Origin of the sequence: Nibribacter ruber (genome assembly GCF_009913235.1) — a bacterium.
In the GTDB taxonomy this organism is placed as follows: domain Bacteria; phylum Bacteroidota; class Bacteroidia; order Cytophagales; family Hymenobacteraceae; genus Nibribacter; species Nibribacter ruber.
In genome coordinates, this window is record NZ_CP047897.1 from 94,053 (window position 1) to 113,270 (window position 19,218).

Annotated in this window: 15 protein-coding genes; 8 read left to right on the forward strand and 7 right to left on the reverse strand. The window is 50.6% G+C overall.

Annotated elements, in window-relative coordinates; genetic code table 11:
* Positions 1-191: 191 nt before the first annotated feature.
* Positions 192-905: a hypothetical protein gene (locus GU926_RS00380; protein WP_160687939.1), complete on the reverse strand. Its 714-nt coding sequence runs from the start codon at positions 903-905 to the stop codon at positions 192-194.
* A 309-nt stretch (positions 906-1,214) separates the two neighbouring features.
* Here GU926_RS00380 and GU926_RS00385 point away from each other — a divergent pair, with 309 nt between their 5' ends.
* On the forward strand, positions 1,215-2,120 hold the full coding sequence (locus GU926_RS00385) for a S66 peptidase family protein (protein WP_160687941.1): 906 nt from the start codon (positions 1,215-1,217) through the stop codon (positions 2,118-2,120).
* A gap of 74 nt (positions 2,121-2,194) precedes the next feature.
* On the forward strand, positions 2,195-2,947 hold the full coding sequence (locus GU926_RS00390) for an N-formylglutamate amidohydrolase (protein WP_160687943.1): 753 nt from the start codon (positions 2,195-2,197) through the stop codon (positions 2,945-2,947).
* A 68-nt stretch (positions 2,948-3,015) separates the two neighbouring features.
* On the opposite strand, the gene GU926_RS00395 is transcribed toward GU926_RS00390, so the two are convergent.
* Entirely contained in the window at positions 3,016-4,299 is a 1,284-nt protein-coding gene (locus GU926_RS00395) for a cystathionine gamma-synthase family protein (RefSeq protein ID WP_160687944.1), read from the reverse strand.
* A 507-nt stretch (positions 4,300-4,806) separates the two neighbouring features.
* Here GU926_RS00395 and GU926_RS00400 point away from each other — a divergent pair.
* A complete protein-coding gene (locus GU926_RS00400) occupies positions 4,807-5,958 on the forward strand; it encodes an MFS transporter (protein ID WP_160687946.1) in 1,152 nt (383 codons plus the stop codon).
* A gap of 249 nt (positions 5,959-6,207) precedes the next feature.
* Here GU926_RS00400 and GU926_RS00405 read toward each other — a convergent pair whose 3' ends face one another.
* Positions 6,208-6,903, reverse strand: coding sequence for a hypothetical protein (locus GU926_RS00405; RefSeq protein WP_160687948.1), 696 nt, complete (start codon positions 6,901-6,903; stop codon positions 6,208-6,210).
* 170 nt (positions 6,904-7,073) lie between these two features.
* Between GU926_RS00405 and GU926_RS00410 the strand changes: the two genes are divergently transcribed.
* The 3 genes from GU926_RS00410 to GU926_RS00420 all read left to right on the forward strand — a co-directional run bounded on the left by GU926_RS00410 (position 7,074) and on the right by GU926_RS00420 (position 12,852).
* Positions 7,074-9,287, forward strand: coding sequence for a M3 family metallopeptidase (locus GU926_RS00410; protein WP_160687950.1), 2,214 nt, complete (start codon positions 7,074-7,076; stop codon positions 9,285-9,287).
* Between the two features lie 893 nt (positions 9,288-10,180).
* Entirely contained in the window at positions 10,181-11,113 is a 933-nt protein-coding gene (locus tag GU926_RS00415) for a zinc-dependent peptidase (RefSeq protein ID WP_160687952.1), read from the forward strand.
* Between the two features lie 182 nt (positions 11,114-11,295).
* Entirely contained in the window at positions 11,296-12,852 is a 1,557-nt protein-coding gene (locus GU926_RS00420) for a DUF3943 domain-containing protein (protein ID WP_160687954.1), read from the forward strand.
* Between the two features lie 103 nt (positions 12,853-12,955).
* On the opposite strand, the gene GU926_RS00425 is transcribed toward GU926_RS00420, so the two are convergent.
* Together GU926_RS00425 and msrB are read right to left on the reverse strand one after the other, a co-directional pair.
* Positions 12,956-14,047 carry a DUF5694 domain-containing protein gene (locus tag GU926_RS00425; RefSeq protein WP_160687956.1) on the reverse strand — a complete coding sequence of 364 codons (1,092 nt, stop codon included), beginning with the start codon at positions 14,045-14,047 and terminating at the stop codon, positions 12,956-12,958.
* A 347-nt stretch (positions 14,048-14,394) separates the two neighbouring features.
* Positions 14,395-14,850, reverse strand: coding sequence for a peptide-methionine (R)-S-oxide reductase MsrB (msrB, locus tag GU926_RS00430; protein ID WP_160687958.1), 456 nt, complete (start codon positions 14,848-14,850; stop codon positions 14,395-14,397).
* A 200-nt stretch (positions 14,851-15,050) separates the two neighbouring features.
* Here msrB and GU926_RS00435 point away from each other — a divergent pair, with 200 nt between their 5' ends.
* Positions 15,051-15,482: a hypothetical protein gene (locus tag GU926_RS00435; protein WP_160687960.1), complete on the forward strand. Its 432-nt coding sequence runs from the start codon at positions 15,051-15,053 to the stop codon at positions 15,480-15,482.
* Between the two features lie 79 nt (positions 15,483-15,561).
* Positions 15,562-16,263, forward strand: a complete 702-nt coding sequence (locus GU926_RS00440; protein ID WP_160687962.1) for an outer membrane beta-barrel protein — start codon at positions 15,562-15,564, stop codon at positions 16,261-16,263.
* Positions 16,264-16,320: 57 nt separating this feature from the next.
* Here the strand turns inward: GU926_RS00440 and GU926_RS00445 are convergent, their stop codons facing one another.
* Together GU926_RS00445 and GU926_RS00450 are read right to left on the reverse strand one after the other, a co-directional pair.
* A complete protein-coding gene (locus GU926_RS00445) occupies positions 16,321-17,673 on the reverse strand; it encodes a sensor histidine kinase (protein ID WP_160687964.1) in 1,353 nt (450 codons plus the stop codon).
* A complete protein-coding gene (locus GU926_RS00450; RefSeq protein WP_160687966.1) occupies positions 17,663-19,018 on the reverse strand; it encodes a sigma-54-dependent transcriptional regulator in 1,356 nt (451 codons plus the stop codon). Before GU926_RS00450 ends, GU926_RS00445 begins: the two co-directional genes overlap by 11 nt.
* Positions 19,019-19,218: the final 200 nt, after the last annotated feature.

A 19,218-nucleotide genomic window follows, 5' to 3' on the forward strand; every position in this document is an offset into this window, starting at 1 on the left:
ATAAAAGTCTCTATCCGCGGAAAACAATATAGTTAGCCTTTGTTGAATTGTCTGCGCATTTACAAACAGGCTATATGATGCTAAGACAAACGCTTTCGTGCTTCGCTGTTGGCATGCTCTTGTGCTTTACCCTTGGTTGCTCAGGAAACCAGGCGCTTGCGGCATTCTTGCATGAACATAGATAAGAAAGGCTACGTGCTGAAAAGCAGTTCATTGCCTTTCTTGCCAGAGACCACAAGCGCGTCCATCTTACGCAGGCAATAGGTAATCTGACGGCAGCGGTGCAAGGGAAGCTGCAGGGAAGCTTGCAAGTCTTTGTTACTGAAGGGCTGAGGCAGGATCTCTGGCAGAAACGTCAGAAAGTCCTGGGGACAGGTAAACAGGTGCGTGCTTAGGACCTGCAGCAGTTTGCGGTCCTTGACGCTCACGCGCTTGCGGTATTTGCTGCCTTTGCCATCGCGGCAGCGCACCTCTTCTTCTTTGATCAATACAAACTCCAGGGTAAAGTTGGCATGGCTGACCAGCTCCGGGATTCTTACCAGTTCTTCAAACAAATCAGTTAGTTTGCCTTGGTAGGGAGATTTGCGTCTGGAAAGGATGTTTTTGCCAGTGCCATCTACCTGCGCTACCACCTTCTCTGCCGTCACAGGATGCACCAGGTGCACAGGATGATCTGAAAGCAAGGCCAGCAGTTTAGGGCGTATGGCTGAGAAGTTTCGGGTTTGGATCTCTACTAGCTGATGGCCGCGTACCAGGTCTACCACATAGCCTTTCACGGGCACTTCCAGGCGGTCCTGGGGCTGGGCCAGCCACTCTTTAAGGGCAAGGTGCAAGGAGCCCTCATTCTGAATGTTGATGCCCTGCCGTTCGGCGGTCAACGGGGTTTCTTGTACGGCTGTTTCCACTGGTTGCAAGGGGGCTAAGGAAAAGCAAAAGTACACATCCCAGTCCCATTCTGTGTCTTGGCAGTTCGCTTTTAGTTATGCTTCGGCTCACGTTTTAGAAGAATTGGGAAGGATGCCCACAGGCCAGGAAACCCAAGGCAATTGTTTTTAGCCTGTTTTCTGGAAAACAGGCTAAAAACGGAAAAGCCAGTCTTGTCTGAAGTGAGTTGGGCTGCGTAAAACACTAAAAACACCAGAAAACTACTGATTTTACGACCTTGCCTCAACCAGAAAAAGCTGCCATCGTTTTTGCCAGAAAAAACCAATCCCATGATCCTGCCACCGTTCCTGAAGCCCCATGACAAAGTAGGCCTGATTAGCACCAGCTCTTTCACCGAGGATAGGTATATACAAGAAGCCGTCAGGATTCTGGAAAGCTGGCATTTGAAACCGGTGCTGGGCAAGACCATCGGCGCCCGGCACGGTAGCATGGCGGGGCCAGACAGGCTCAGGAAACAGGACCTGCAAGACATGCTGGACCGGGATGACATCAAGGCTATCTTCCAGACCACGGGTGGCTACGGCATTGTCAGGATCATTGACCAGGTAGACTTCAGTCATTTTAAATACAAGCCCAAATGGGTGGTGGGTTACAGTGACACCACCTTTCTGCACAACCACTTGCAGGGCCAGCTGAGCACCGGCTCCATCCATGGTACCATGGCCGCCGACCTGGAGGCCGGTTATCATGCCACCTCCTGGGAGAGCCTGCGCAAAGCCCTTTTTGGCGAAGACCTGCACTACACCATACAACCGCATCCTTTAAACAGGCTGGGTACCTCAAGCGGTATGCTGGTAGGCGGCACCGTCAGTATTCTATGCAATGCCAAAGGTACCATGTCTGAGGTGAACAGCAACGGCAAAATCCTGTTTCTGGAAGAGGTGGGAGAGAAGCATTTCCGGCTGGACAGCTACCTTGTTTCTTTGAAACACGCCGGCAAGTTTGACTACGTGCGCGGCCTCATTGTAGGCGAGTTGGTAGAGATGGAGGACGATGACCCGCCCTTCGGGAAAACGCCCGAGGAGATTGTGATGGACGCCGTCAAGGAATATGACTTTCCGGTAAGCTTTGGGTTTAAGGCGGGCCACGGCGAAGTGAACAAAGCCTTGATTCTGGGCGCCTTGGTACACCTGAAAGTAAACGACCAGGGCACTACCATTTCCTTTGAAACGTAGAACCACCTAAAGAATAACCTGACCCGCCGTTTTTAAGCTGATTTCGGGAAAACAGGCCAAAAACGAAATCCCATATGTCTACTCTACCTCTAGTTTGTCTGCTCACCTGTGAACACGCCGGGAATGAAGTTCCGCCAGAAACGGCACATATTTTTAAAGGCAAAGAAGAGGTTTTGTACACGCACAAGGCCATAGATCTGGGTGCTCATGTGTTGGCCAGGCACTTGGAGCGCGCCTTACATCTGCCTTTGTACGTGACCACCGTCACGCGCCTGCTGGTGGAGGCTAACCGGTCCCTGGACAGTGACGAGCTGTTTTCTAAGTTTTCAAAGAAACTGTCAGAAGCAGAGAAGCATCAAGTCCTGGAAGCCCATTACCATCCGCACAGAAACCAGGTGCTCAACCGCATAGAAGAAGAAATAGCCAAAGGTAACCGGGTGCTGCACCTAGCCGTGCATACGTTTACGCCTGCCCTGGACGGCGACGTACGCAAGGCTGACATTGGCTTGCTCTTTGACCCCGCCAAACCGTTAGAGAAGAAGATTGCCGGTCAATTTAAAACAGCCCTGGAGAAACAGAACCCTCAGCGACACATCCTCTACAATGATCCTTACCCTGGCACGGCAGATGGCTTCCCTACGTATTTAAGGAGCAAGTTGGAGAAAGACCAGTACGCCGGCTTTGAGCTAGAAGTAAACCAGAAGTTCTTCCTCTCCGGTGACCCAGACGCCTGGGAAACGGTTAAACAAGAAATAGGGGAAGCCCTGAAGACCGTCCTTCAGAAATACCAGGAAAAACGCCGCATCACCATCCGGAAGGCGGAATGAAAAGCGTCCTCGTTTTTGGCCTGTTTTCTAGGAAACAAGCTAAAAACGAGGACGCTACCTACATATTCTTAGACTTTTGCGAAAGCCTGCTCCATGTCATTGATGATGTCCTGCGGGTGTTCTACGCCCACGGAGATGCGCACCATGTTCTCGCCAATGCCCATGTGGGCGCGGTCTGCCAGTGAGATGTCTGAGTGGGTCATGGAAGCCGGATGTTCGGCCAGGGATTCGGTGCCGCCCAAGCTTACGGCTAATTTGATCAGGCGCAGGTGGTTTAGGAAGGTGAAGGCCTCTTTTTCGCCGCCACGAATGTCAAAGGAAATCATGGAGCCGGCGCTCAGGCACTGCTTTTCATAGATAGCCTGTTGGGCGGGATTGTCCTGCAAATCGCCCAGGTAATAGATGCGCTCTACTTTGGGGTGGTTCTTGAGGTAGTTGGCTACTTCTTCGGCGCCGCGGGCCTGGCACTCCATGCGTATTTTCAGGGTTTCCAGGCTTCGCATGAGCATCCAGCCGGTCCATGGGCTGGCCATGGAACCCATGAACGTGCGCATGCCTTTCACCGCCTTCATCAGTTCCATTGAACCAAGGCAAGCGCCGGCAATCAGGTCGCTGTGACCACCGATGTATTTGGTAGCCGAATAGATGAGCAGGTCTGCGCCGTGCTTGAGCGGGTGGGAGAACAGCGGCCCCAGAAAGGTGTTGTCTACGGCCACTAATACTTTCTTGTCTGCGGTGCTGTGTTTTTGGGCCAGTTGGGCGCAAGCTTCAATGTCTACCAGGTGGTTGGTGGGGTTGGCAGGCGTTTCCAGGTAAATCATGGCCAGGTTGCCGGCTAAGCCAGATTCTTCCAACAATGTTTCCACTTCAGAGGCCGTCATATTCGCTTGAAAGCCTAGGCTCTTAATCCCGAATTTGGGCAGGATGTTTTTGATGTAATAATCAGAACCGCCGTAGATGGGCTCACTGTGCAGGACCACGTCACCGGGCTTGAGCAGGGCCAGCAGCATGGTGGAGATGGCGGCCATACCACTGGCAAACACCGCAGCGTCCTCGGCGCCGTCCCAGAAGCGCAAGCGGTTTTCCAGAATCTCCAGGTCGGGGTTGTTGAGGCGGCTGTAGATGAGCCCCATTTGTTCTTCGGCCCCCTTCTCACGTAAGCCATACGCCAGTTCAAAGAAAGCCTTCCCTTCCTCGGCGTTCTTGAACACGAAGGTGGAGGTCTGATAGATAGGCGCCTTCACGGCCATCTCTGACCATTCTGGGTTGTAGCCATAGCTCATCATTAAACTTTCTGGGCGCAGGTGCTGGCCGTTGAGATGGGGGCCCTGATGGTCTTCTTCTAGTTGCATAGTAATAGATCTAAGTAGTGAATCTTGCTTAAAAACAGATCGAAACTGGGCGCTGACGCCTCCATTTTTACTGTTTGTACACGGGTAATGTGCTTACAACTTCACAAAGGCAGATTTCTTAGAACTGGCTTCTTCCCCTTCTGGCAGCAACCCGTTTGGCTGCCAGGTTTTGCAGTCTAAAAGGTAGTAAAATCTTTTGGGGTATGCTGCCTTGGTTTAGTAAAGTGCAACCAGGGTGTATGTTTAAAAGCGGTATTTAACTTATTGTTTTACAGTTGGTTTAAGGGTAAAATAAAATTCGGTTTTGACGTGTTTTCCATGAAATAGGTCAAAAACGAATAGTTGTTAGCGGGGTGGGGAGTGTCTACAATGTTGGTTGGCGTTAGGGGATTTGGAAACAACTGCAAAGGGAGCATAAAGGAACCCATTGCTCTTTTCTTTTGAGTGTACCAGTTGGTTTTGGGCATTCCCGAATAAATTACCTACTTGCGCCTTTAGGTTCTTGCAATGCAATCTTTACTTCAACAGCGCCTGGCGTTGAGCGTCTTTTTCTTTTTGTCTGGGTTCAATTTTGCGTCCTGGACTTCACGCATTCCTACCATCAAAGCCAACCTGCACTTGAATGAGGCCGAGCTGGGGACCATTCTGCTGGCCATGCCCGTGAGTTCCTTGATTGGCTTGCCTTTGTCGGGGTGGTTGGTCTCTAAGTTTGAAACCAGGATTCCGCTCACGGTGGGCTTTCTGCTCAACTCCCTCTGCATCTCGTTTATTGGTTTGGCGCATACACCCATTGCGCTCATCATGGCCTTGTTCCTGTTCTCGTTGAGCATGCGGGTGTATAACATTTCCATCAACACGCAGGCTTTGTCTTTGCAGAAGCAATCTGACCAGAAGTTCATAGGTTCTTTTCATGGGCTGTGGAGCACCGGCGGCATTGCGGGCATTGCGTTTACTACCTTATTGGTAAAGCTGGAAGTGCCCATGGTGCCGCATTTGGTCATGGTGTCTGTGGTGGCCCTGGCAGCTACCCTCTACTTTTCCAGAAACCTGCTGCGCAACGACGTGGCCCCTTCTGGTGAGAAGAAAGGCCTGAGAAAACCCGATGCTTATTTGATGTACCTGGGCCTGCTGGTGTTCTTTGCGGCAGTGTGTGAGGGCGGCATGTTTGACTGGAGCGGCATTTACTTTCAGCAGGTGGTGAAGGAAGAAGTATTCACGGCCGGGTACCTCATTTTCATGACCTGCATGGCCGCCTCCAGGTTTATGTCTGATAAAATCATTGACCGGCTGGGCATGGCCAATACCTACCTCATGAGCGGGCTCTTCATCTTTTGTGGCATTGCCCTGGCCGTGCTTTTTCCCAGCTACTGGCCGGCCATGATCGGGTTTTCCATGGTAGGGTTCGGGACGGCCGCGGTCATTCCCATGACCTATACCTTGGCCGGGGCCTCCAAAACGTATTCGGCGGGCATCGCCATTTCGTTTATCGTCACCTTTGGGATAGTGGGGATGTTGTTGGGGCCGCCCATGATTGGGTATCTGGCCCACGCCTTCAGCCTCAAGGCCTCGTTTGCCGCCTTCGCCGTTTCTGGCCTGATGCTGCTGCCTATTTCCAGGTTGTTTTTTCAGCTACAGCGAAAAGCAGCTCCGCAACCTTAACTCGTTATTAGGCTGTTTCCCAGAAAATAGGCCAAAAACGGATAACATGCTTTTCCCAGAAATCATAGCGTAGGTGCACGGATTAATTGTGACCATACAAGAGAAGCACCTCCATAAAAAGTAATCGTCCGTCCTCCCGAGCAAACAAGGGAGCTCCTGCCGGGTCAAAGTACGCATAACGTAAAGCCAGCAGGCGGATCTTACAAAAAAAGACTCGCCTGCTGGCTGTAAAGAAGAGGGGGAAGGATGTTATTTCTGGCCGAGGACTACAAATTCCTGCACCAGCAGAGTGTCTGTGGCCTTCAACAGAGCTACCCCGGCTGCATTAAACTTGTTTGACACCAGGCTGCTGTTGAGCGAGTAGCTGTTTTGGTCTCCACTTTTTAGAGTATGGGCCATTTTATGAAGGTGCAGTTCTTCTCCTTGTAGCGACGCTATGATCTGGGCTTTGGTGGTGTAAGAAGACGTAACTCCTGAACTGGTAGGCAGGGTAACTTCATTGTACCTGAGCGGTTGGTGCTTCATGATGCCATTGGCAATTTTAACCGAATGTGTTTGACTGGGGGAAAGAATGGTAGACTCCTGTCTGGACGTCAATACCAGATCAGCATCTTTCTGCACCACCTCGTACTTCTCGCTTTTAGGAACCGTCTTTATCTCTGCTTCCTGTGCCTGCAGGAACGTCACCTGCTCTGACCAGGATGATACGTCTATGGTGCTGTTTTCTAAGGAATAATATTCAATGTTCACTCTTCTGGCAAATGCCTTGATGGCTGCCTGGTCTATTACCTCGCCAGCGGCTGTGAACATGCGTACGGGCGTTGAATTGTACTGTTTGGTCATGGTGAAGGTAGCCGGGTAATCGAGGCCCAGGGCGTCTTCGTCTTTATCACCGCAGGCAGTGAGAGTGGCCAGTGACAAAAGCAGGAGTGAGATTTTTTTCATGATAGAATAGGGAATAGATTGGATGAAGATAATAATAGTTTCTAACCACGGAAAACCCTTTCACCCAGCCCTACCATACTTTCTCCTTTCTTTTGCCGTTTTTTAAACTGAGGCGCTTATTTTTACCCATTGGTGCCCAGCGCCGTATTCTTTCATTCAACCAAACCAACATGAATACATCTTTCATCTCCATGGCCAAGAAGCCGGGCTTTTTGCTCTTGCTGGCAGTGGTGGGCTGTACGTCTACCCAGCCGCCACAGACGGCTACCACACAAACCGGCGCGGCCCCAACTACTATAGAAACCTTGAAACCTACCTTAGACAACCCGCTGCTCAAAGAATGGACCGGCCCTTATGGCGGCGTTCCGGCCTTTGACAAAATGAACCTGAGTGACATTCAGCCGGCCTTGGAAAAAGGCATGGCCCTGCACCTGGCAGACATTGACGCCATTACCAGCAACACCGCGGCGCCTACCTTTGAGAACACCATTGTGCCCTATGAGAAGGCCGGTGAAGCCCTAGGCCGCGCCATGATCTACTACGGCATTTGGGGCAGTAATCTCTCCTCGCCGGAGTTTAGAAAGATTCAAGCCGAGATGGCGCCCAAGATCTCTGATTTCCGGTCAAAGATATCGCAAAACGCCAAACTGTTTGAGCGCATTAAGGAGGTGTATGACCAATCACAGAAAACGGCACTGTCCCCAGATCAGCAGCGCACGGTACAGCTCATCTATGAAGAGTTTGCCATGGAAGGCGCGGGGTTGGACAAGGCTTCTAAAGAGCGCTATGCGGCCATCAACAAAGAACTGTCTAGCCTGTACACCTCGTTTGCCAACAATACCCTAGCCGATGAGGAGAAGTACATCACGTACATCACCAAAGACCAGCTGAGCGGCTTGCCCGAGTCGTTTGTGAAAGCGGCCGCTAAAGCGGCGGCTGACAACGGCAAGCCGGGCCAGTACGCCATCACCAACACGCGGTCCAGCATGGACCAGTTCCTGACCTACTCAGACAACCGGGCGCTGCGTGAGAAAGTCTGGAACACGTATTATTCCCGCGGAGACAACGGTGATGCCAATGATAACAACCAGAACATCACCAAAATTCTGCAACTGCGCGATGAGCGCGTGAAATTGCTGGGATACGACACCTACGCTGACTGGCGCCTGCAGAACCGCATGGCCAAGAACCCCACCAACGCCATGAACCTTATGGAGTCTGTGTGGCCGGCCGCTTTGGCCCGCGTGAAGGAAGAGGTGAAGGACATGCAAACCGTAGCCAATGCCAGCGGTGCTAAAATCACCATCGCGCCCTGGGACTACCGCTACTACGCAGAGAAAGTACGCAAGAAAAAATATGACCTGGACTCAGACGAGGTAAAGCAATACCTGCAACTGGAGAACTTAACCCAGGCCATTTTCTACACCGCCGGCGAGCTGTTTAACTTCTCGTTCAAGCCAGTGCCAGCTGGTTCTGTGCCCGTGTACCATGAAGACGTGAAAGTCTGGGAAGTAACGGACAAGACTACCGGTGCACACATTGGCCTTTGGTACTTAGATCCGTTCGCGCGGCAAGGCAAGCGCTCCGGGGCCTGGGCCTCGCCGTACCGAAGCTACACTACTTTTAATGGCAAGAAAACCGTGTTGGCGTCCAACAACTCCAACTTCGTGAAGCCCGCGCCCGGTGATCCCGTGTTGGTATCCTGGGATGATGCCACCACCTTCTTCCATGAGTTCGGCCACGCCTTGCACTTCCTGGCATCTAACGTAAAATATCCAACCTTGAACGGCGGCGTGCGCGATTATACTGAGTTCCAGAGCCAGTTGCTGGAGCGCTGGTTGTCTACGGACAAGGTGATCAACCAGTTCTTGAAGCACCATAAAACGGGTCAGCCTATGCCGGCGTCTCTGGTGGCCAAAATCAAGAAGGCGTCTACGTTCAATCAAGGATTTGGCACCACGGAGTTCCTGGCCTCAGCGTTGATGGACTTGAAATACCACACCGTGAAAGACCCTACCGGCCTGGACCCTGACAAATTTGAGAAAGAGACGTTGGCTGCCTTGAACATGCCCAAAGAGATTGTGATGCGTCACCGCTCGCCACATTTTACACACGTTTTCTCAGGTGAGGGCTACGCCGCCGGTTACTATGGCTACCTGTGGGCAGACGTGCTCACCTCAGACGCCGCCGAAGCCTTTGAAGAAGCCCCCGGCGGGTTCTATGACAAAGACGTGGCCGCCCGTTTGGTGAAATACCTGTTCGCGCCGCGCAACTCCATGGACCCGGCAGAAGCCTACCGTTTGTTCAGAGGCCGTGATGCCAAGATTGACGCGTTGATGCGTGACAGAGGTTTCCCGGTGCCTAAGTCTACTGGTAAAAAGTAAACTATCGTTTTTGGCTTAATTCTCAGAAAATAGCCTAAAAACGAATAATGGAAGGCCTCATGGGTAGTTTACCTGTGAGGCCTTTTTGTTTCGTAATGTTAAAACCGTTGCTCACCGCAGATTCCCCCTTTGAAGGGGGCGAAGGGGGATGTTTACATCAGCTAACTCTATTCCATCCTCATCTGTGTTCCCTCATCAACAATAATCGCCGTTGTTGCGTGTTGATTGGGCCAACAACTCCGATTGCCCGTCAAGCTGCTTCGTCCCCCTTCGAAGGGGGTAGGGGGATGACTGCTTTATCTAACAAATCGCATCTAGTCTTTGCCCCGCCCGCCGTTGTTGGTGTTCTCACCAACGACCCATACTGCCTCTGCCTCCCAATACCTTACTACCAACTTCTCTTTTCTGACTTTCTGCCGAGGTTTGTCACTTTTCTCCTTGATGAGAAAAGTAACCAAAAGAATCAAGAACCCCCGAACTCGCTGCCGCTCAGACAGGCGGTGGTTCAACCTTCTGCACCTGGCTGACGCTGACTGCTCTTGGCTGGCTTAGGCTTCTGCCAGTTAAAAAGCCACTACTTGCTCCCTTCCCATGCTCCGGGCGCACAGCCAAGGCTGCCCTGCGCAAGGTCGGTCAGCAGACGGACTGCTGTTGGAGGCGCTGTAATGCCTGCATCGCCCTGCGGGCGGTAGAAAAAGAATGACTCAGGACTCTGGACTCTCCCAGACCTCGTAGTGTGCGCAGCTCCTACGAGTGTCTTCTTGCGTTTTTGACCTGTTTCACAGAAATCAGGCTAAAAACGCTTGTCCCTCTCTTTAAGTAATTTCAATGATTAAATAGAAATACCTTTCTTTCGTACATCTTTCCAGACCCATACCCGTTCAACAAGCCCTATGGCCTTATTCGTATTCATTGTAGTAGTAGCAATCGTAGTCATTCTGTTTTACCGCTGGGCCACCCAGAAAACCAGAAACCGCCGCATGGTTATGGCACAGGAGTTTCCGGTGGAATGGCGCAAGGTGCTGCTGGACCGCGTGGGCTTTTATCATACCCTGAGCAAAGAGGAAGACAAGCATCGGTTTGAGAAAATGATTCAGCTGTTTCTTTCTGAAAAGCGCATTACGGGCATTGAGGTAGAGGTAGATGATACGCTGCGCGTGCTGGTGGCGGCCAGTGCCATTATTCCCATCTTCCGGTTCGACGATTGGGAGTACCGCAACCTGGGCGAGGTGATCGTTTTTCCGGGGAGCATTGAACGCTATAAAAGTGCAGACTCAGAAGCCGTTTCTGAAGTGCTGGGCCGTGTGAACCCGTTTCAGAATGACCATTATGTGACCTTGTCCAAACCGGCTCTGGAGCGCGGCTTCAATGACATGGCCGATAGGCAGAACGTAGGCATTCATGAGTTTGCGCACATGCTGGACCAAGCCGACGGAGAGATTGACGGCACGCCGCAAGCCTACCTTCCCGAAGAACTGGTGAAGCCCTGGCAAGAACTCATGTACCGTAAGATCAAGCAAATCAAGAAAGGCGAATCAGACATCAATCCGTACGGGGCCACCAATGAGGCCGAGTTCTTTGCCGTGGCCACGGAGTACTTCTTTGAGAAACCCGGGCAACTGGCAGAAAAGCACCCCAGGCTTTACCAGATGCTCACCCAGATATTCCAGCAGAATCCTAAGCGGCGTTTCGGGTTGAATTTTAGAGAGCTGTTGAACCCGTACGGCAAGCGCCTGGGGCGTAATGAACCGTGCCCTTGCGGAAGCGGCCAGAAGTACAAGCAATGCTGCCTGCTCAAAAAGAATAAACTCACGCTGGCCGTATAAGCAAAATTTCTATATAGGTCTTTCACTATAACAAGAAGGTGCTGGCACTAAAGAAAGGACCGCGCCCAAGGCGTCTACTTTTCTTCCCAGAATTACGTAAGGCCGGTGTAGGTACAGGAAAGTAATTTAAAAGCGCGCCGCATGGCAGTACAAGGCTTCTTTCTTGCTGTACGCCACCACCTATGAAGACACGCCTTACCCTACTGCTCTGCCTGGTGTCTGTGACCTTGTTGCAGGCCCAGGTGATAGAGAAAGACACCATCCAAGCTGGCCGCGGCTCCCGCGATGCCCAGCTCAAAGACATAAAAGACCGCAAGCAGCGCCTCTTCACAGATTCTCTGGGCGGCACAGAACCCACCAATACCGTCTTGCTGGACACCACGCTCTACAACAAGTACGGTGACCTCCTCAACGACGACCCTGACTACAACTGGCGGCATCCGCTCTGGAAACCCACCGCGCAGGTCATCGGCATCAATCTGGCGTTCATGGGCTACAACCGCTACGTGGCAAAGGCAGATTATGGGTACGTAAGCCGCGAGACCTGGAAGCGCAACCTAACTACTTTTCCTGAGTGGGACACTGACGAGTTTGGCATCAACTTCATAGGGCACCCGTACCAGGGCACGCTGTATTTCAACGCCGCCCGTTCACAGGGGTATAACTACTGGCAGTCGGTTCCGTTTGCCATAGGCGGAAGTTTGAGTTGGGAGTATTTTGGGGAGAATACCTTGCCGTCTTACAATGACATGATTTACACGCCCATCAACGGGGCCGCCTTGGGCGAGATTCTGTACCGCCTGAGTTCCAATATTCTGGATGATAGAACCACTGGCCGGGAGCGAGTGATCAGGGAAGTGGCGGCAGGCGTCGTCAATCCCATCAGGGGTTTGAACAGGCTGCTACAGGGCAAAACCACCCAGGTGACCAACAAAGAAGTCTATGAGAAAGAGCCCGTCAACGTAACCTTGTTTGCGGGCGTGCACAGGATCAATGATCAGCAGGACGATGTCTTTGGGGCGGGCGGTAACAAGGCCCTATTCAACGTGCAGCTTGACTACGGCAACCCGTTTGAACTGCAGAAGCGCAAGCCTTTTGACTTGTTCAGGATACGGGCAGAGTTGAGCAAAGGCGGCGGCGACACTACCAGCGGCATCATCAACAACATTACGGGCTACGGCATCTTGTTTGGCAAGAACGGCACGCTGGGCAAGCTGGATGTGCTCACCGGTTTGTTTCAATATTATGACTACTGGAACACGCGTAATTTTGACTTGGGCGCCCTGGGTTTCGGGGGAGGTTTGTTCACGCGTCTGCCCCTGAGCAAGCAGGTGAACCTGTACACCAACGCCCACCTGGGTCTGATTCCCCTGGCCGGGAACAGCACCCGGTTCGCGCCAGATGAAAACGGCCTAAGAGATTACGTCTACACCCTTGGGGGACATGCCAAGCTGGAAAGCACCTTGAGCCTGGGCAAATACGCCACGGCCGCTTTTGTGTATTATCATTACTGGCTCAAGACCATAGAAGGCCTGGAGGGTAGCAATTCTATTGGCATTGTGCGGCCAAGGGTGACGGTGCGGCTGTTTAAAAATGTAAGCCTGGGCTACGAGCATTTTGGCTACACCACCAATAGAAAGCTGGAGAAATACGCCACCCAACGGTCTGTGATCACAGACCAGAAGATTTTCCTGCAGCTGTTCCTGGAAGATCCGCAGCGCCGGGGCCGGTACAACTAGGACAAGCAGACCTTGCAAACACAAAGGAGCCGTTTTTGGGCTGTTTCCTGGAAAACAGCCCAAAAACGGCTCCTTTGTGTTTGGTGTAGACGGCTGTTATGAATTAGATATCTAAGTAATGCACCACTTTCACGTTGGGCATGGTGTTGAAGATTTCTTCCATGCCTTTGCGGTGCGCAGCGCCCACGGCCACTACCACCCGTTTGGCGTGTTGGGCCTGTGCTTGTTTGAGCACGTTTTCACAAATGCCCTGGTTGCGCATGTCAAACCAGTACACCATTTCTTTGATGGCCTCAGTAGGGAAGCCCGGGTAGCCATAGAACTCAGGGCCGCCATAGAAGTTCCAGGCGTTGTTGAGGCGGGCATACAGCGGGTTGTTCATGTACTCGTAGTTCTTGTACTTCTTGGCATCCAGTTCGGCCACGCCGTTTTTGGAGAAGGTCTCTATCTGTTGCAACGTCTGGGCTTCTGAAGAGGTGGAGTCTGCCTTGGCTTTGGCTTCCATTTCCTGCATGAGCGTGCCGGCTTTGTTCCAGGCCTTGGTCCACTGGGCATCATATTTCTGGCAGTCCATGGCGTATATTTTGGGGTGCTTTAGCTCATAGACCAGCGGGAAGAAGATTTTGTGGTATTCAGATTTTTCGCGCAGCATACCCACTTTTTTCAAGGAGTCTAAGGGACCGAACATCTTGGTAAACCGGGCTTGGTCTGCGGGGTTGAAGTTGGGCATCTGGTACTGGGTCAGGACGAAGAACTGGTACTCTGCGTTGCCCCGGTCCTGTGACAAGACCAGATCGCGGGCCAGTTGCATGCGCTTCTGGTGAGCCTTTTCATTTTGTTGCAGGGCCAGGTAGCCTTTGGTGATTTGCTTGTCTACATTCTTGGAAGCTGTACCGTTCAGGCCCTCAAAATAGGCCAGGCGCTTTAAGGAGTTGGCCGTTCCCCAGTAGTTTTGTTTCTGGGCTTCGCGTTCATCCTGGGGGCTGAGGGTCTCTCCAAACACCATGTCTGGGCGGAAATTCTTGAGCTTGTCAATGATGGGCCGGTATTTATCTGGGGTACCTGTATTGGAGTGCGACGAGGCCACTACCAGAATCTCAATGGAATCCTGGGCCTTGACTAAGGGAGAAGCCAGTACCAAAAGACTCAAACTGAAGGCAGCCTTTACAAAAGAGCGATGAAAAACGAAGGGCATAAACGGGAAGCGTATTGATGTTGATGCTCTTAAGTTAGAAAAAAGATTTACAGCCGGTTGCGTTTGCTATAAAAAATTGTGGAGGGGTGTCTTTTCTAGCAGCAAATTGAGATGCGCATTTTCCTAAAAACGGAGACCTGCAAGCTGAGCATTTTATTGACCGAAAGTATTCGCCTTTGGTGGAGTTATTTTAAACAACCTCATGGTAAAAGCTTTTCTATTGGTTGGTAACAATACCAAAAAGGGCAGAGGGTAATCGCTTACTTTTGCAATACAATTTCCGGTTCAGGCGTCTGCCACTGGCTCTACCTTTCGCTTTAAAAATGCGGATTTGCCATTAAGATGCGTTAATCTATAGGCAATGTATGCTTGATCAGCGAAGCAGAGTTGAGGCAGAATCTAAGTCCAGCCGGGGCCGGTCCGTCTGGAGATACGTGACCCAGATGCCCATTACATACGTTGCACCTTACTTCTACACGATGCATGTGGTGGCTGTCATCAAACAAGTATTTGCAGGCGGCTTTGGAGACCGGTTGGGTAAAGCTGGGCCACCCCGAGATGGCGTGATACTTGGTGTCTGCGGAGAAGAGCAGACTGCCGCAGCCGGCGCAGGAAAAGTCGCCGGGCTCGTAGTTTTTGCAGAAGGCGTTTCGGTAGGGAGGCTCGGTGCCGCGTTCCCGCAGGATGGCGTATTGGGCCGGGGAGAGCCGCTGCTGCCATTGTTCCTCGGTCTGTTCCACCCGCCTGGGAGGTTCTGGGTTGCCGTATTTGGCGTAGCTGATGATGTCTTTCCAACGGAGCATTCTGGGTCACGGCGGGTACGTACAAGTGAAACGCAGCAAAAGGCTTTTCGTTTTAAAGGGCAGACTTGCCGTTTTTGGCTTGTTTTCCAGAAAACAAGCCAAAAACGGCAAGTCGCGCAGGGTTCGGGCAGAAACCGTACCTTTGCGGGCATACCACCGATTCTGGCCAGCAGACACGGTTTCTTCTTACGCATCTCCTTATGAAAATTGTAGGCAACATCTTAGACATCACCCACAAGCGCGATACCCAACACCAAGGAATTGAGGTGCACCTGGACCGTGTGGAATACATCATGTTTAAAAAGGATGGCCACTACCGCCAGGACTTCAACTACATAGACGACCTGGATGCTCCCCTGGTCATCACCGGCGACCGTCTGGCCAGAATCATTGACAAAAAACTGCCTGAAGGCGAGTATGACTTCAAAGTCTATGACTTGGTGGAGGGTGAGTATGTAGAGAACCCAGACAAGTTTCTATCCATTCTGCTCATCTATGATTTTGAAGAAAACCAGCACATCTTAAGCTCACTGGAATATTCTGAAACCGTGCCCGTTGAGGAATTCAAAAAGATAAAAGGTGCCCGGGAGAAAGAGAAAATTGCCAGAAAGAACAAGGCGAAGCGTAGGTAAATAATTTCTTGAAAATTTTATAATAACGCATTCTTTATGGAGTTATCTTCTTGTAAGATATACTCTTAAGGAAATGTGTATGATGCTTCGCTTCCTTTGTTTGCTTTCCTTTTCTTTGCTTACCTCTTCTGTTGCTTCAGCGCAAGCGCAAGACTCATCCCATACCATTGACCATAGATTCTATGTGGGGGTTGGTTTCCCGAATTTTCAGTATCGGGTGTTATATGATGACATCCCAAAGAAGCCCAGATTTGTATCTGGAGAGTTTATTCCCATAGACGTACATCTTGGCTATAAAATTAACAAGAGAGCTAGTGCTCAACTAGGGCTTGCTTATAGTGGCAGAACCAGAGAAAGCCAAACCTATGGAGTCCCACTAAATGGAAACGGCCAAACTGTATACCATACTTATTATGACCGCACAAGAGGTATAGGCCTACCCGTAACAGGAAGATTTGTTTTGCTTAATGCGAACAAGAAAATGCCCATTTATGCAGTAGCTACTTTTACCTCAGCTTATATCTTCAGCCATTTTCGTGAGACTACTACAGAAAATTACATAACCACCACTCTTTACGATGAACAGTACAAAGGAATAGATTTATTTACCACTGCAGGTTTTGGACTAAGTTACAGGGTTCAAAAACGGTTGAATGGGAATGTTGAGTTTTTATTCTTTAAACGAAATCTTACAAGCCCTAATTTTGACATGTATAATGATAGATGGTTTGTAAAGATGATCAAATCGTTGTCTGTGAGCTTCAACTATAACTTCAATTAAGGTTTTATCCTCACTATGGCGCAAGCATTCTCTTGTGTCTTGGTAGCCTGTTGTTATTTACCCAAACCGCAAGATAAACGCGGTGCCCATGCCTTCCACAGATTGTACTTGAATGGTGCCGCGGTGCAGTAAGACAATCTGTTTGCATAAGCTCAGGCCAATACCGCTCCCCGTCTTTTTGGTGGTGAAGAACGGAATGAAAATCTTCTCCTGCACTTCTTCAGACATGCCATTGCCGTTGTCGGTGAGCTTAATGATCACTTTCTTTTCTGGGTTGGCGTAGCCGGTGAGCGTGATGGTGGGCTGGGGCTTTTCTTTCACAGCTTCCATGGCGTTCATGACCAGGTTAATGAGTACCTGATCCAACAGGTTCGGATCGGCTTGAAGCGTGAGGGAAGTATCTTTTAAATCTACTTTGAAGGTAATGCCGCGCTGGGCCAAGGTAGGTTCCAGCAGCCGCTGCAGATTAGAGAAAAGGTCCTTGAGCAACACCTTCTCTAAGTGCAGGGTGGTGATTTTGCTCAGGTTGCGGTACGTCTCCGCGAACTTCAACAAACCCAGACTGCGGTGCTTTATAGTAGTGATGCCTTCTTCCAGATCTTCTAAATCATGAGCGGTGGCACCATTGGTTTTAGTGTCCTGCAAGCGGTTTTTGAGGGTGTTTGCCAAAGAGGAGATAGGCGCGATAGAGTTCATGATTTCATGCGTCATCACATTCAACAGTTTCTGCCAGGCTTCGGCCTCATTTTCATCCAAGGCCTCATGCACGTTCTGGAACGCCACCAGTTTATACCGTGCACCTTCGTTCTGAAAAGACGTGGCAGACAAGAGCATCTTCACATCTCCTTTCTCCAGACTTACTGTTTTGGCCACAGCTATCTTGGTCTGACCAGGTTGCAGTCCATAAACTGCTTCATAAAAGTTCTGGTCGCGCTTGGCCAGGGAATGAATGGTTTTGAGGTAAGGAATATGCAGTTGTTTCTTGAAGGACTCGTTCATCATCAAGACCTCGCCGGTGTCCAAATCATACGACAGAATGCCTGTCTCTACCAACTCCAACACCTTCTGCAGATACTGGTGCTGGGTTTCTTTTTCGCGGTTGATGGTCATGAAAGTAGAGTTGATTTCATTGTAGCCTTTGCGCAGTTGCTGTAACTGCACGGGCGCCTGCTTCTCACTGAAATACCTGGAGAAGTCACGGTAATGGACGGCTTCTAGAAACAGCTTCAGCTCTTCCTGGGCCTGCTTTAGAAAGTGTACCAGTTCATGTACCTGGTAGGCAATTAATGGTACCAAAAACACCAGCAACTCCGACCAGCCTTTCAAAACCACTGGCACGGGAAGGCTGAGCGTAACCAGCAATAACGCCACGCGCAAAAGTAACCGCCCTTCAAAATTCTTAAATGTCATACTTGCCTAAGCGTCTGTAGAGCGAAGTTCTAGTAATGCCCAGTTCTTTGGCGGCTTTGGTGAGCACGCCGTTGTGCTTTTCCAGCACCCGAATAATGGTGGCTTTTTCTATTTCTTCCAAGTTGGTTTCGGTGGCAGCTTTTTCTTCCATCAAGCCAGATTCAATAGGGGAGAAGAGTATGTCTTTGGCTTCCAGCACGGGGCCGTCGGCCATAATCACGGCGCGTTCAATGGCATACTGCAACTCCCGCACGTTCCCCGGAAAATGGTAGCTTTTCAATTTGTCCAGCGCCGCCTTGGAAAGATCAGGCGTGGTCTTGAAATACTTATTGGCGTAGAATTCGGCGAAGTGCTTTGCCAGCAATACAATGTCATTGCCGCGCTTACGCAAAGGCGGCACCACAATCTCCACGGTATTAATGCGGTAGATTAAGTCTTTCCTAAAACGGGCTTCGCTGGCCAATTGCGCCAAAGAAACGTTGGTGGCGCAGAGCAGGCGCACGTCAATGTTAATCGGATCATTGGTGCCTAGCCGTATGATTTGTCGGTTCTGCAGCACGCTCAGTAATTTAGACTGTTGCTGCAAAGAGATGTTGCCAATCTCATCCAAGAAGATGGTACCCGTATGCGCGGCCTCAAATCGACCCGCGCGATCATCCTGGGCATCGGTAAACGCTCCTTTCTTGTGCCCGAACAGTTCACTCTCAAACAAGGACTCGGTCAAGGCTCCCACGTCTACTTTCACAAACGGCTTATCGGCGCGCAGGGAATGTTGGTGGATGGCTTTCGCGATGAGTTCTTTACCGGTTCCGTTTTCACCGAGGATGAGAATGTTGGCATCGGTAGGCGCTACTTTCTTTATCTTATAGAAGATGTCCTGCATGGCTTCAGATTCACCCAACAGTTCAGAACTGATGACCTCTGGGCCTTTTATAGTAATAGAAGAAGCCGAACCTGATTTGTTGCTGATGCTATCCTGAATGGTCTGTAACAGCTTGTCATTGAGCCAAGGCTTGACCACAAAATCAAAGGCGCCTTCTTTAAGCGACCGAATGGCCAGGTCAATCTCGCCGTAGGCGGTAATCATAATGACGGCCGCCTCACTGCCTAAGTGCTTTATCTTCTTTAGCCAGTACAGCCCCTCATTGCCCGTATTGATGGAAGAGACAAAATTCATGTCTAGCAAGATGGCGTCAAAGGTGTGCTGTCTCAACAGGGCCGTCAGGTTCTCGGGGTTTTTCTCCGTGATAATTTCCTTGACCATGGGGCGCAGGAGTAACTTGACCGCCGTCAATACATCTGGATCATCGTCCACCACCAAAACAGAAGCCTTCTTCAATTGCATAATCTTACTAGCTATACCTTACAAGAAACTACAATTATGCCATTGTTACAATACGCTGATTTAGAGCCTTAATCTGAAAAGGAGATGTTCATACGCGTGCGATTTCGCACACATGAGGCGCGAAAATGCACGCGCCTGCTTTATAGTTTCTGGGTAAAACGCTGAAAATAAGCGATAATCAGTTTTGGCACTAGGTGTGC